We start from the raw sequence: 13,293 nt of genomic DNA, 5'->3' as shown, positions 1-13,293 counted from the left end.
GGCGGTCCCTGCCCGTGGGGGGCGCATCTCCCGGTCGGTAGCCCGCCAAACAGGCCGGGCGCTAAACGGAATCAAGAAAATTATAGCAATCCCCAGGGCGAATGTCAAGCGCGCCCGGCCGAAAATTCCCCCCTACTCCGCGCCCGGCCCCTCCCCTTCTTCCTCTCCCCCGGCCGCCTGCCGCCCTTTCTGGCCGTCCTCCAGCACCTGGCAGTGCTCCAGGGCGTACTCGATAAACTTCCCAATCAGCTCATTCCGGCTGCGGCAGGTCTTGGCGGTAATCTCCTCCAGTTGTTCCACCAGTTCCTCCCGTATGCGGATGGAAAATACCCTGTACCCGTCCTCCCCTTTGGCCCGTTTGGGGTGGATGATCAGATCATCATTTTTCATGCACTATCACCTCGCAAACATATTTTATGCTTGAAAGGCAACTATTAATATGTTATGATTTATGTTATAAATGTTGACATATTCTTTTTCAAAGGGGGGCAGATCATGTCGGAATACTATGCCGATCTTCGAAAAATGCTGCGGGCCGTACGGCTGGCCTGCGGGTTTACCCAAAAGTCCGTGGCCGCCGCGCTGGGCATTTCCCGCTCCGCCTATACCTACTACGAGTCCGGCCACACCGCGCCGGACATCCCCACCCTCAAGGTGCTGGCCGCCGTTTTCGGCCTGCCGGCAGAGTGTTTCCTCTACCCCGAGCAGTTCACCCAGTTGGAAACCGCCCGCAAGCGCGCGCCCAAAAAGGTGGGGCAGGGCATCTCCCACATCGGCCTGCTCAGCGAGGAGGAACGCGCCCTCATCGCCCGCACCCGCGCCGCCCACACCGGCCGGTAGCCCCGCCATACCCCCAGCCGCAAAAAAGCGCCAGGGCCTTTGCCCCGGCGCTTTCCTCTGTACCGGCCGGCCAGCGGCCGCCCTACTTCGTCACCAGGTTCACCAGCTTGCCCGGCACGTAGATCTCCTTCACTATATCCTTCCCGGCGATCTCCCCGGCAATGCGCGCCTCGGCCTTGGCCGCGGCAATGGCCTCCTCTTTGGTGATGCCCACCGGCACGTTCAGCCGTGCCCGCACCTTTCCCTTTATCTGCACCACAATCTCCACGGTGCTCTCCTGGGTCTTGGCCTCGTCATACTGGGGCCAGGGCTGCGCACAGGCCAGGCCCTCCCCCAGGCCGCAGGCCGCCCACACCTCCTCGGTAATGTGGGGGGCAAAGGGGTTCAGCAGCAGGGTAAACACCCGCAACTCCCCCCTGGTAATGCCCTGCTGGGCCGCCACCTCGTTCATCAAGGCCATCAACGTGGCAATGGCCGTGTTGAACTTCAGGTTCTCCGTGTCCTCGCCCACCTTCTTGATGGCCCGGTGCAAGGCGGTTTCCAGCGCCGGGCGCACCTCTTCGCTGTCCAGCAGGTTTTCCTGCAAATTCCAGTAGCGGTCCACCAGCCGCCGGCAGCCCTTCACCCCGGCGGTGCTCCAGGGGGCGGCCTTCTCAAAGTCCCCCACAAACATCTCGTACAGGCGCATGGTGTCCGCGCCATACTCCTCCACAATCACGTCCGGGTTGATCACATTGTTCAGCGATTTGCTCATCTTCACAATGGGGTGGCTGGCCATCTCGCCGTATTTCTCCACCAGCGCCGCCTGGGCCGCCTGTTCGCTGCCATGCTCCGCCACCATCCGGGCCTGCTCCTCTTCCGGCAGGTTCTGGAAGTTGTGGGGGTTAAAGCCCAAAATCATCCCATGGCTGGTGCGCTTGCCATAGGGCTCGGCCGTAGGCACCACGCCTATGTCGTACAAAAACTTGTGCCAGAACCGGCTGTACAGCAGATGTAGGGTGGTGTGCTCCATACCCCCGTTATACCAGTCAATGGGCGACCAGTACGCCAGCGCCTCCTTGCCGGCCAGCGCGTCCGGGTTGTGGGGGTCCATATACCGCAAAAAGTACCAGGAGGACCCGGCCCACTGGGGCATGGTGTCCGTTTCCCGCTGGGCAGGGCCGCCGCAGCAGGGGCAGGTGGTGTTCACCCAGTCCGTCATCTTGGCCAAAGGGGATTCCCCCGTGTCCGTAGGCTCATAGCTGTCCACCTGGGGCAGCCGCAAGGGCAGTTCACTCTCCGGGATAGGCTGCCAGCCGCACTTTTCGCAGTACACCATGGGGATGGGCTCCCCCCAGTACCGCTGCCGGGAGAACACCCAGTCCCGCAGCTTATAGTTCACCTTGGCGTGGCCGATGCCTTTCTCCTCCAAATAGGCCGTTATCTTTTCCTTGGCCTCTTCCACGCGCAGGCCGTCCAATATGCCGGAGTTCACCATCACGCCGGTTTCGCAGTCGGTAAAGGCGGCCTCCTCTACATGGCCCCCCTGTACCACCTCGATAACCGGCAGCCCGAACTTCCTGGCAAAGTCCCAGTCCCTGCTGTCATGGGCAGGCACAGCCATAATGGCCCCGGTACCGTAGCTTACCAGCACATAGTCGCTGATGAAGATGGGTATCTCCCGCCCTGTAACCGGGTTGATGGCCGTCACGCCCTCCAGCCTTACGCCGGTCTTGTCCTTCTGCATCTCCGTGCGCTCAAAGTCAGACTTCCGCGCCGCCTGGGCCTGGTAGGCCCGCACCGCCTCCAGATTGGCCAGCCGCCCGGCCCATTTCTCTATATAGGGGTGCTCCGGCGAAACGACCATATAGGTGGCCCCATATAGGGTGTCCGGCCGGGTGGTGTAAATGGTCAGCTTGTCCCCGGCCGAGGTGTCAAAATCCACCTCCGCCCCGGTAGAACGGCCGATCCAGTTCTTCTGTTGGGCCTTCACCCGTTCCGGGTAGTCCACCGTATCCAGGTCGTCAATCAGCCGCTGGGCATAGGCGGTAATCTTCAGCATCCACTGGCTCTTGTCCTTGTGCACCACCTCGCTGCCGCAGCGCTCGCAAACGCCGTTCACCACTTCCTCGTTGGCCAGCACGCACTTGCAACTGGTGCACCAGTTCACGTTCATTTCCTTTTTATAGGCCAGCCCATGCTTGTACAGTTGCAAAAAAATCCACTGGGTCCACTTGTAGTAGTCCGGGTCAATGGTGCATATCTCCCGGCTCCAGTCAAAGGAGATGCCCAGCGCCTTGATCTGCCGGGTAAAATTGGCAATGTTCTGCCGGGTGATGCCCTCCGGGTGCACATGGTTCTTAATGGCATAGTTCTCCGCGGGCAGGCCAAAGGCGTCCCAGCCAATGGGGTACAGCACATTATAGCCCTGCATCCGGCGCTTGCGGGCCACCACGTCCAGGGCGGTGTAGGGCCTGGGGTGCCCCACGTGCAGCCCCTGCGCCGAAGGGTACGGGAACTCGATCAAAGCGTAAAACTTAGGTTTCGCCGATTTTTCCTCCGCATGGAACACACCTGCCTCTTCCCATGCCCGCTGCCATTTGGGCTCCACAGCCCTATGGTCATATTTCACTTTACATCATCCTTTCCCGCGCGGCCGCCGGCCTTGCGGTTTAAATTTCGTCCCTGCCGGCCGCAGCCTGTGGCTGCGCCTCATACTGCATCAAAAAGCGGTGTTCCTCCTCCATCAGGCGTTCTACCTCCGGCACATCCTCCCTGCCAAGGCCCGGTATCGCCAGGGCCTTCGCGCCGCACAGGCAGCGCCTCTCCCCACCTGGGAAAACATAGGTATACACCCGCTGTTCCGCCGGGCCCTTGCAAAAGTTTTCCGGGTCCGCCCCCATGCAGGCGGGCTCCCGGTGTTTCTCCTTGCTCACCGCCGCCTTTACAATCTCCTCAAACCGCCGGGAATACCCCCGGCAGGCGGAAAAGCGCAGGGCAAAAAAGGGTGCCCCCTTCTTGTCAAACCCCAGCTTGGCCAACTGTTTCCCATGCCAGGGGCACTTAAACACAATGGCCGACCGCTGCTTTTTGGGGCTATAGCCCATCCCCTCCAGGTAGCGGGCCAGTTCCCGGTACACCGCGGCCTGTTCCGGCTCCAGCCCACACAAAAAGCTTTCCAGCAGTTCCTCTTGCCTTTTGGCCACCATGGCGGCCTAAGCCTCCCCTTTATCCTGCCAGTCCACCTTGGCCCCGTCCACCCACAGCCGGTCCAGGTCATAAAAATCCCTGGCCTCCTGGGTAAACATATGCACCACCACCTCGGTGTAATCCAGCAGTATCCAACTGTCCGAGCGGTACCCTTCCACCCTGGCCGGGGCCACGCCCTGCTCCTTCAGTTTCTGTTCCAGCTCGTCCGAGAGGGAGCGCACATGGGTGCTCCCCCTGCCTGTGGCAATCACAAAATAGTCCGCCAGGCTGGAGATCTCGTCAATTTTTATCACGCTGATGTTCTCGGCCTTTTTGCTGTCCAGCAGCCGGGCCGCCTGTTTTGCCAGTTCATACGCGTTCATACGCCACGTTCCTTTCCCAAATATAGTTCACGGCCTATAGCCGGGCGCCCTGCCGGGTCGGGGCCTCTTTTGAACCAGACGGCACAGCCGCCCAGCTTGAAAATCAGTGTCTGCCGATTTTCAAGTGTGTTTCCTATACCTCCCGCCCAGAGGCGGCACAAGGGGCGCAGGGGCCGCTTAAAACCGCGCCCCGCCTACGCTTTCCCCTTCCTCTCCTCCAGCGTCCAAAGGGCCTCATTATAGGCCTCTATGGACCGGGGCTCCAGCGTCAGCCGCTGCCCCATCCGTTCCGGTATGGTAAAGGCAATGCCCTCTATGATGACCGCCTCCAGGCTGCTGGCACTTAGCTGCCGCAGCCCCTCCACGCCGGGGTAATCCCGGTCGGCGGAGATATAGTCCGCCACAAACAGCACCTTGTCCAAAAGGCCCATCCCAGCCTTGCCCCCGGTATGGCAGGCAATGGCGTCCAATATCTCCCGGTCGCCCAGGCCCAGCACATACTCCACATAGGCCGCGCCGGACACCGCGTGCCACAGCTTGGTATTGCGCCGCTGGGCCTCTGTCAGCATAATACCATATTTCTCTATGATTTTCAACTGCCCTTCCGGCGCCGTGTCCTTCATAATATCGTGGAGGATGCCCGCCAGCCGGGCCTTTTCCACATCCGCGCCGTATTGCCCGGCCAGCCGGGCAGCGCACGCCGCTACGCACTGGCTGTGGTAAAAGCGCCCTTCCGTCAGGTGCTTTTTCACCTCTTCCGCATAGTCCTGATAGGTCAATCCATCCGCCTCCCTTTTACCTGATCCGGGCCCGCCCCGTACAGCCGGTGGGCGGCGATATAATCCGCCACCCCCGCCGGCACCAGGGCGGCAATGTCCGCCCCCTCCCTGGCCAAAGCCCGTACGCTGGTAGAAGATATATCCCAAAAAGGGATATCCTCCACCGCGCACCGGGCCCCCAGCTTTTCCAGTTCCCGCTGCTTGTGCCGCAGGCGTGCTAGCCCCTCCCCGCTGCGGGGCGAGGCGCACAGCACCGCCCGGCGGAAAATCCCCCCCGCGTCGTGCCACCTGTCCACCGTTAGGAACATATCCTCCCCCATCAGCAGGTAAAAGGTGTCCGCCGGGTACAATACCTCCAGCGCCGCCAGGGTGTCGGCGGTAAAGCTTTTGCCCGGCCGCTCCAGTTCCATGCGGCACACCTCCACCTGCCCTGGCAGGCTTTGGGCCGCTATCTCACACATGGCAGCCCGTTCCTCCGGCCGGGCCAAATGCCTTACCTGCTTATGGGGAGGCAGCCCAGCCGGTATCAGCAGCGCCCGCTCCAGCCCCAGCCGCCCCATAAACTCTTCCAAAATATGCAAATGCCCCCGGTGGATCGGGTCAAAGGTCCCGCCGTAAACCGCCGTCCTCATGGCCTGGGCAGCACGATCTTCGGGTCCTTGCGTCGGGGCCTGTACAGTACAAACCGGCTGCCAATCACCTGTACCACCTGGCTGCGGGTAGCCTGGGCGATCTTCTCCGCCGCGTCCCTGGGCGTTTCCGGGCAGGTGTCCGGCAAAATACGCCCCTTAATCAGTTCCCGCTTTTCCAGGGCCTCGTCCGCCTGCCGGAACACCTCCGGCCCCAGCCCGGCCTTGCCTACGTGTAATATCGTGTCCTGCTCCACCGCTAAAGAGCGCAAATACGCCCGCTGTTTACTGGTCAATTCTGTCCCTCGTTTCTGCTTAATAGTTTCGTCCCCCCGGCATCTCCTTGCCAAGGCCGCACAGGCGGTAAGGTGGCGCGTGGGCAGCCCCACCCAGTAAGCGGCATCGCCCCACCCGCCCACCCCACCGCCCTTCGCGCCCCCCTCTCCCCTTTTTAGGGTTCCGGGTGGCCTTCCAGGTACGCCCGCAGTTTCCCCTCAAAGGCCGCAAAGGCGTGGCCCCGGTGGCTGCGGGCGTCCTTCTCCTGGGCGCTCAGTTCCCCAAAAGTCACCCCGTCCTGCTCAAAAATCGAGTCATACCCAAAGCCGTTCTCCCCCCGGCTCTCCAGGCCGATGCGCCCAAAGCACTTCCCCTCCGCCTCCACCCGGTCGCCGTTGGGGAACACACAGCACACCGCGCTGACAAAATGGGCCCCCCGCTGCTCCGCGGGCACGCCCCGCAACTTTTCCAGCACCGTCAACCGCCGCTTGCCGGGCTGCGCAAACCGGGCCGAGTAAATCCCTGGCGCGCCGCCCAGGTAGTCCACGCACAGCCCGGAGTCGTCCGCCACCGCCGGCAGCCCCGTTTCCCGGCAGGCCGCCGCCGCTTTGATGTACGCGTTCTCCGCAAAGGTGGCCCCCGTTTCTTCCGGCTCCGAGATATCCAGCAGCACCGCCTCTATGCCCATGGGCTCCAGCAGCCGCCTAAATTCCACCAGCTTGCCCTTATTATGGGTCGCTATCACAAATTTCATAACGGTCTCCCCTTTCTTTCTCCTGTTATTTCTCTTCTTCCCAATGCCCGTCCGGCCTTCAGCCCTTCCAGTTCTCCACTGTCAGCAGCAGGTTGCGCACCAGCCGCTGGTCGTCCCGGTCCAGCCCGCTGTCATCCCGCCACCGGGCCAGTTCCGGCAGCAGCGGCCGGGGATCCTCCCCCCGGTCCATCTGCCCCATCAGCCCCTGGGCAAATTCCCTAAACCGCCGGTGTTTCTCCTCCGGCCCTTCCGGCTCCTGGGCCGCCTGTACCGCCTTTTCCGGCTGAGGCTCTGGCCCTGCCGCCTCCTGGGGCTCTGCCTGGGGTTCGGGCTCCTCCATGTTAAACAGCCCCGCCGCAAAAGCCGCCGGGTCAAAGGGCTGCAAGTCGTCTATCTGCTCCCCCACCCCAATAAACTTCACCGGCAGGCCCAGTTCCCGCTTAATGGGCAGCACAACCCCGCCCTTGGGGGTGCCGTCCAGTTTGGTCAGCACAATGCCCGTAATGGCCGCCGCGTGCATAAACTCCCTGGCCTGGTTCACCCCGTTCTGGCCGGTAGCGGCGTCCAGCACCAGCAGGTTTTCCCGGTCGCAGCCGGGCAGTTCCCGGTCTATCACCCTGGAAATCTTCGACAGTTCGTCCATCAGGTTTTTCTTGTTGTGCAGCCGCCCCGCCGTGTCGCAAATCACCACGTCGCAGCCCCTTGCCTTTGCCGCGGCAATGGTGTCAAAGACCACCGCCGCCGGGTCGGCCCCCTCGCCGTGTTTCACAAGGGGCACCCCGGCCCGCTGGGCCCACACCTCCAGTTGCTCAATGGCCGCCGCCCGGAAGGTATCCGCCGCCCCCAGCACCACCGACTTCCCCTGGGCCTTCAGCATGGCCGCCATTTTGCCAATGGCCGTGGTCTTGCCCACGCCGTTCACCCCAATCACCAGCACCACCGAGGGCTTAGTGCCCATGTGCAGGGTGCAGTCCCCCTGCAACAGTTCCGCCACAATGCCCTGCAATTCCCCCATAATCAGTCCGGGGTCGGTCATGCCCTTTTCCTTGATATGCCGGCGCAGTTCCCCGGTAATAAAGGCCGCGGTGTCCATGCCCACGTCGCCCATAATCAACAGCTCTTCCAGTTCCTCAAACAGTTCCTCGTCAATCTTGGTAAACGAGTGCACCATCTGGCTGATCTGCCCGCTGATGCTCTCCCTGGTCCTTTTCAGCCCCTGCCGTATTTTGTCGAATATGCCCATGTCAACTCTCCTTTTCCTTGCTACGTCCCAAACTCCGCCGCTTCTTCCGTCCTAAGGGCCAGCAGCTTGCTAATGCCCTGGTCCTGCATGGTCACGCCGTACAGCATATCGCTGCCCTCCATGGTGCCCCGGCGGTGGGTAATGGCAATAAACTGGCTCTTCCCCGTCATCCGCCGCAGGTACTGGGCAAAGCGGGTCACGTTCACGTCGTCCAGGGCGGCCTCTATCTCGTCCAGCACGCAAAAGGGCGGCGGGTTCACCCGCATAATGGCAAAGTAGATGGAAATAGCCACCAGCGCCTTTTCCCCGCCGGAAAGGCTCTCGATATGGGTCACGATCTTCCCCGGCGGGTGCACCTTTATCTCAATGCCAGACCCCAGCACATCCGCCGGGTCCGAAAAACTCAACTCCGCGCCCCCGCCCCCAAACAGCTCCCGGAAGATCCTCCCAAAGTTCTCGTTGATCAGGGCAAAGCGCTCCGTAAACAGTTCCCGCATCTGCCCGGTCAGGCTGTCAATCAGCCCCAGCAGTTCGGCCTTGGCCTTTTCCGCGTCTCCCACCTGCCCGTTCAAAAACCCGTACCGCTGGGCAACCTCCTGGTACTCCACCACAGCGCCCACGTTCACCGGGCCCAGGGCCTTTATCTTCCCTTTCAGTTCCGCCAGCCGCCGCTGGGCGCCGGGCAGGTCGCCTATCTCCGCGGCCTGTTCCTGGGCCTCCCGGCGGGTCAGTTCATACTCCTCCCACAGCCGGCCCAAAAGCCCGTCATACTCTTTTTGCAGATTATCCGACCGCTCCTGTAGCCGGGCCAGTTCCCGGCCCGCGTTTTCCCGGCGGGCAATGGCCTCCCGCTCCTCCCCCCGCAGCCGGGCCGACTCCTTCTCTTGTTCCGTGCGCCGCAGGGCGGTTTCTTCCGCCTCCCGGCGTTTCTCCTGGGCCGCGGCCCGCAGTTCCTGGGTCCTGGCAACCATCCCGGCCGCCTGCTCCTCCAGTTCCGCCGCTTTCCCCCGCAGCCCCTCTATCTCCTCCAGCAGCCTTGCCTGCTCCCCGCTGGCGTCCCGCTGCCGGGCCTCCAGCCGGGCCAGTTCCTCCTGCTGGGCCTCCTGGTCTTTCCGGGCGGAGAAGGCCTCCATCCGCAAGGCCTGTATGGTTTCCCCAATCTCCTCGCAGCGGTCCATCTGCTGCTGCCGGCTGCCGGCCAGCGCCTGGCTCTCCTGCTGCCAGCGGGCGGCCTCCTCTTCCAAAGCCCCGGCCCGCTCCCTGGCCTTTGCCTGGGTTTCGGCCAGCCCGTCCAGCCGTGCCCTGGCCCCGGCCCGTTCCTCTTCCAGCCCGGCCAGGGTTTCCCGCAGCCCCTCCAGTTCCTTTTGGGCCCTGGCCAGTTCATAGGTAATCTTCGTCCGCTCCTCCTGCCGGCCCAGCAGTTCCCCCTGCGCCGCGCCCAGTTCGCCTTCACAGGCGGCCAGTTCCCGCTGGCCCTCCCGGTAGGCGTCCCCGGCCCGGCCGGCCTCTTCCTGCAAGGCGGCGGCCTTCTCCTTCACCCGCTGTATCTCCCCGGCCCGGCTCAGCAGCCCCGAGTTCTTCACCCGCGCGCCCCCTGTCAGCGAGCCCCCGGCGTTGACCACCTGCCCGTCCAGGCTCACCACCCGGTAGCGGTAGCCGGTACGCCGGGCAATGGCCACCGCGCTGTCCAGGTCCTCCGCCACGGCCACCCGCCCCAGCAAAGAGTCCCGTACCCCGGCAAAGCGGGGCTCGCAGCCGCACAGGCTGGCCGCCACGCCCACAAAGCCGGGTGCCCCCTCCATCTCCCTGGGGTCCAGGGGCCGGCCCTTCACGTTGCTCAGGGGCAAAAAGGTGGCCCGCCCCTTGTCCCGCTCTTTCAGCAGGCTGATGGCCGCCTTGGCGTCCCCCTCCGTTTCGGTCACGATGTTCTGCATGGCCGCGCCCAGGGCCGTTTCCAGGGCCACGGCGTAGGGGGGCGGCACGGTCAGCAGCCGGGTCACCGGCCCGCAAATGCCCTTCAGCATCCCCCGCTGGGCCTCCTTCATCACCACCTTCACGCTCTGGCCAAAGCCCTCCAGGTTCCGTTCCAGGTCCTCCAAAAGCCGGGCCCGGCGCAGTTGCTCGTTGGCGTCCAGGGTCAGCCTGTCCCACTGGTCCTTCGCCGCCTGCACCCGCTTTTTCCGGCTTTCCAGCCGCATCTGCCAGCCCTTCACGGCGTTCTCCCCGGCCGCAATCCGCTCCCCGCTCTCATCCAGCATATCCGCCAGTTGGGCGCATTCCTGCTCCAGTGCCTCCCGGCGCTGCCCGGCCTCCCGCACGCTGTCCTCCACGGCCCCGGCCCGCCGCTGTATCTCCTCCATCGAGGAACCCGCCGCGCTAATCCGCACCCGCTCCTCCGCCAGGCTGGCTTGCACCCCGGCCAGCCTGGCCGCGGCCTGTTCCAACTGCCGGGTGGCCTCATCGGCCCCCTGCCGCAGTTCCTCCAGCCGGGCGGTAAAGCCCGCCAGTTCCTCCCGGCTGTGGGCAATCCGCCCCTCCTGCCGGGCAATGGCCGCCCGCCGCTCCTCCATTTCCCTGGCCGTGTCCCCGGCAGATTGCCTGGCCGCGTCCACCTGCCCCTGCAACCGCTGGGCGTCCTGCCGGTTGTGGGCAAGCTCGCTGTGCAATACCCCGATCTCCCCTTCGGCCCGCAGGGCCTGCTCGTCCAGGGCCCCGGCCTCGGTCCGGGCCGCGTCCATCTCGCCGGTGCAGCGGTTGATCTCCCTGGCGTTCTCCTCGGCCAGCCGGCCCAGTTCCCCTATCTCCTCCTCTATGGCCTCATGCTGGGCCCTGGCCGTGCCGATCTTCTCCTGGTGCTCCCGCAGGGCCTGGGACGCCCGGTCCAGGTTGGCCACCCAAATGCCGATCTCCAGCCCCCGTTTCTCCCCGTCATAGGCAATAAACTGCTGGGCCTTCTCCGCCTGCTCCTTCAGGGGCCCCACCCGGCTCTCCAGTTCCGAGAGGATGTCCCGCAGCCGCACCAGGTTCTCTTCGGCCTTCCCCAGCCGCCGCTGGGCCTCCTCCTTGCGGTACCGGTACCGGGAGATCCCCGCCGCCTCCTCAAAGATCTCCCGCCTGTCCTCGCTGCGGGCGGCCACAATGCTGTCTATCTTCCCCTGCCCGATGATGGAGTACCCGTCCCGGCCCAGCCCCGTGTCCATAAACAGTTCGTTGATGTCCCGCAGCCGCACCGTGCTTTTGTTGATCAGGTACTCGCTCTCGCCGGAGCGGTAGTACCGCCGAGTGATGGCCACCTGGTCGTTGTCAAAGGGCAGGGCCCGGTCGCTGTTGTCAATGGTCAGCGTCACTTCCGCAAAGCCCAGGGCCCGGCGCTGGGGGGTGCCCCCAAAGATCACATCCTCCATTTTCGAGCACCGCAGGGTACGCAGCGACTGCTCCCCCAGCACCCAGCGCATGGCGTCGCTGATGTTGCTTTTCCCGCTTCCGTTGGGCCCCACCACAGAGGTCACCCCCCGCTGAAAGGTAAGGGTCGTCTTATCGGGGAATGTCTTAAAGCCCTGCAATTCTAACGATTTGAGGATCATCCGGTCAGCTCCTATTGCATAGTAAAGATAAAGGTCGCGTACAGGCATTATAGCACGTTTCCCGCCCATTAGCAAGCGGAAAAACCCCCTTGCTGGCCCCCGCGGGCCGCGCAAACCGCCCCCACCCCTGCCAAGCTTGCAAACCGCCCTCCCCCTGTGCTATAATGGGCCCATACCTTATTATATATCCCCAAGGAGGATAACCATGTTGAAAAAGAGGATCGTCCCCACCCTGCTGGCCCTGTGCCTGCTCCTGTCCGCCCTACCCTTCACCGCCCTGGCCGCCGTCCCCGGCTCCCAGGAGGTGGACTCCCTGGAAGGGTTCCTCAACCGCCTCATCAGCGCCGCCACCCTCTATGACTACAACGGCGCCAAGTATGACTACGAGCACCTGGACGGCGCCGGTACCGGCTACTGCGGCTACGCCAAAGTCCTGGGCAGCAGCATCTTCTATATGCTCAGCGGCCTGCGGCTGGAGTCCTACGGCATCAAGGCGTCCTACACCCAGTCCGGCAAAAAAAGGGTGTCCGTCCAAGACGCCCAATGGCTCTGCACCAACATCCTCAACTGGCCCGCGGCCGCCTGGGAGGATATGTTGGCCAAAGCCGCCGCCAATAAAGGGGTCATCAGCCCCACCGGCTTGGGCCTCACCGTGAAAAACGGCTATATCTCCGGCGATGAGCCCGCGGGCCTTGCTATGGGCGATACCATCCGCATCACCCGGTAGCGGGCCACCGGCTCCCGGCTGGAGGTGGTCTGCGACTGGTCCAGCCATGGCCATGACCCCTCCGGCCCGGTGGAGGACCAGGGCTCCTTCTACGCTATGGTAGAGAAGAAAACCATCGGCGGCAAGCCGTACTGGACCCTCTACCGGGGCTGGAAACTGGCCCCCGGCGAGGACCCCTTTGCCCGGCCCACGGTAGGCGGGTTCCGGGATGTGTTCCAGGACGATTACTACGCGGACCCTGTCCAGTGGGCCATAGCAGAGGGGATTGCCTACGGCACCACCGCCAACACCTTCTCCCCGGCCACCCGCTGTAGCCGCGAGCAGGTCGTCACCTTCCTCTGGCGGGCCATGGGCCAGCCAAAGCCCCAGTCCACCCATTGCCCCTTCACCGACGCCGCCCCCGGCGCCTACTACTATGACGCCGTGCTCTGGGCCTACGAAACCGGCATCACCCAGGGCACCACCGCCACCACCTTCGGTGTGCAAGAATCCTGTAGCCGGGCCCAGGTGGTCACCTTCCTCCACCGGGCGATGGGCGCCCCCCAGCCCACCGGCGCCGCCAGCCCCTTCCAGGACGTAAAGCCCGGCGCCTACTACTACAACGCCGTGCTCTGGGCCCAGGAGAACCACATCGCGGCAGGCACCTCCGCCACCACCTTCGGCTCCACCGCCTCCTGCGACCGCGCCGCCATCGTCACCTTCCTCTACCGCGCCCTCGCCTAACCCCTCTCAAGCCACCTTGCCCCTACCCCGCCTGATCTCCCCATCCTCTCTCAAGAACCACCCTCCCCTCCCCGCCAGCTACCCCACGCCCTCCCCCAAGCGCCCCTGCACTTCATCCCGCCAAAGCCCCGCCCTCCCAAGGCCCCACCTCTCTCCCCAACCCGCCTGATCCCCCACCCCCTCTCAA

12 protein-coding genes and 1 pseudogene are annotated in these 13,293 nt (G+C 63.9%); 3 read left to right on the top strand and 10 right to left on the bottom strand.

Annotated features, from left to right (window positions below):
* Positions 1 to 132: 132 nt before the first annotated feature.
* Positions 133 to 390, bottom strand: a complete 258-nt coding sequence (locus U8U01_RS12675) for a ribbon-helix-helix protein, CopG family (RefSeq protein WP_322174742.1) — start codon at positions 388 to 390, stop codon at positions 133 to 135.
* Positions 391 to 495: 105 nt separating this feature from the next.
* Between U8U01_RS12675 and U8U01_RS12670 the strand changes: the two genes are divergently transcribed.
* Entirely contained in the window at positions 496 to 840 is a 345-nt protein-coding gene (locus U8U01_RS12670; RefSeq protein WP_322174740.1) for a helix-turn-helix domain-containing protein, read from the top strand.
* An 82-nt stretch (positions 841 to 922) separates the two neighbouring features.
* Here U8U01_RS12670 and leuS read toward each other — a convergent pair whose 3' ends face one another.
* From leuS to smc, 9 genes and pseudogenes are all read right to left on the bottom strand, one after another.
* Complete coding sequence (leuS, locus tag U8U01_RS12665) at positions 923 to 3,451, bottom strand: leucine--tRNA ligase (RefSeq protein WP_322174737.1); 2,529 nt, start codon at positions 3,449 to 3,451, stop codon at positions 923 to 925.
* A 40-nt stretch (positions 3,452 to 3,491) separates the two neighbouring features.
* Positions 3,492 to 4,028 (bottom strand): hypothetical protein, encoded by a 537-nt coding sequence (locus tag U8U01_RS12660; protein WP_322174734.1) that lies wholly within the window; start codon positions 4,026 to 4,028, stop codon positions 3,492 to 3,494.
* A 6-nt stretch (positions 4,029 to 4,034) separates the two neighbouring features.
* Positions 4,035 to 4,391 (bottom strand): ribosome silencing factor, encoded by a 357-nt coding sequence (rsfS, locus tag U8U01_RS12655; RefSeq protein ID WP_322174732.1) that lies wholly within the window; start codon positions 4,389 to 4,391, stop codon positions 4,035 to 4,037.
* A 194-nt stretch (positions 4,392 to 4,585) separates the two neighbouring features.
* A complete protein-coding gene (gene yqeK / locus U8U01_RS12650; RefSeq protein WP_322174729.1) occupies positions 4,586 to 5,170 on the bottom strand; it encodes a bis(5'-nucleosyl)-tetraphosphatase (symmetrical) YqeK in 585 nt (194 codons plus the stop codon).
* A complete protein-coding gene (gene nadD, locus U8U01_RS12645) occupies positions 5,167 to 5,802 on the bottom strand; it encodes a nicotinate-nucleotide adenylyltransferase (RefSeq protein WP_322174726.1) in 636 nt (211 codons plus the stop codon). Before nadD ends, yqeK begins: the two co-directional genes overlap by 4 nt.
* A complete protein-coding gene (locus U8U01_RS12640; protein ID WP_322174723.1) occupies positions 5,799 to 6,218 on the bottom strand; it encodes a YhbY family RNA-binding protein in 420 nt (139 codons plus the stop codon). The genes nadD and U8U01_RS12640 overlap by 4 nt, the downstream gene beginning before the upstream one ends.
* A 32-nt stretch (positions 6,219 to 6,250) precedes the next feature.
* Complete coding sequence (rdgB, locus tag U8U01_RS12635) at positions 6,251 to 6,829, bottom strand: RdgB/HAM1 family non-canonical purine NTP pyrophosphatase (RefSeq protein ID WP_322174720.1); 579 nt, start codon at positions 6,827 to 6,829, stop codon at positions 6,251 to 6,253.
* A 334-nt stretch (positions 6,830 to 7,163) separates the two neighbouring features.
* Positions 7,164 to 8,072 (bottom strand): annotated as a pseudogene (ftsY, locus tag U8U01_RS12630) (signal recognition particle-docking protein FtsY); the annotation flags it as partial.
* Between the two features lie 20 nt (positions 8,073 to 8,092).
* On the bottom strand, positions 8,093 to 11,656 hold the full coding sequence (gene smc / locus U8U01_RS12625; protein ID WP_322174717.1) for a chromosome segregation protein SMC: 3,564 nt from the start codon (positions 11,654 to 11,656) through the stop codon (positions 8,093 to 8,095).
* Between the two features lie 205 nt (positions 11,657 to 11,861).
* On the opposite strand from smc, the gene U8U01_RS12620 reads away from it, so the two are divergent.
* Together U8U01_RS12620 and U8U01_RS12615 are read left to right on the top strand one after the other, a co-directional pair.
* Complete coding sequence (locus U8U01_RS12620) at positions 11,862 to 12,383, top strand: hypothetical protein (RefSeq protein WP_322174714.1); 522 nt, start codon at positions 11,862 to 11,864, stop codon at positions 12,381 to 12,383.
* A 24-nt stretch (positions 12,384 to 12,407) separates the two neighbouring features.
* Complete coding sequence (locus U8U01_RS12615; protein WP_322174712.1) at positions 12,408 to 13,106, top strand: S-layer homology domain-containing protein; 699 nt, start codon at positions 12,408 to 12,410, stop codon at positions 13,104 to 13,106.
* Positions 13,107 to 13,293 lie beyond the last annotated feature (187 nt).

This window comes from Acutalibacter caecimuris, assembly GCF_034335085.1.
In the GTDB taxonomy this organism is placed as follows: Bacteria; Bacillota; Clostridia; order Oscillospirales; family Acutalibacteraceae; genus Acutalibacter; species Acutalibacter caecimuris.
Note: the sequence above shows the minus strand (reverse complement) of the source record. Positions and strands in the feature narration are given on the sequence as shown.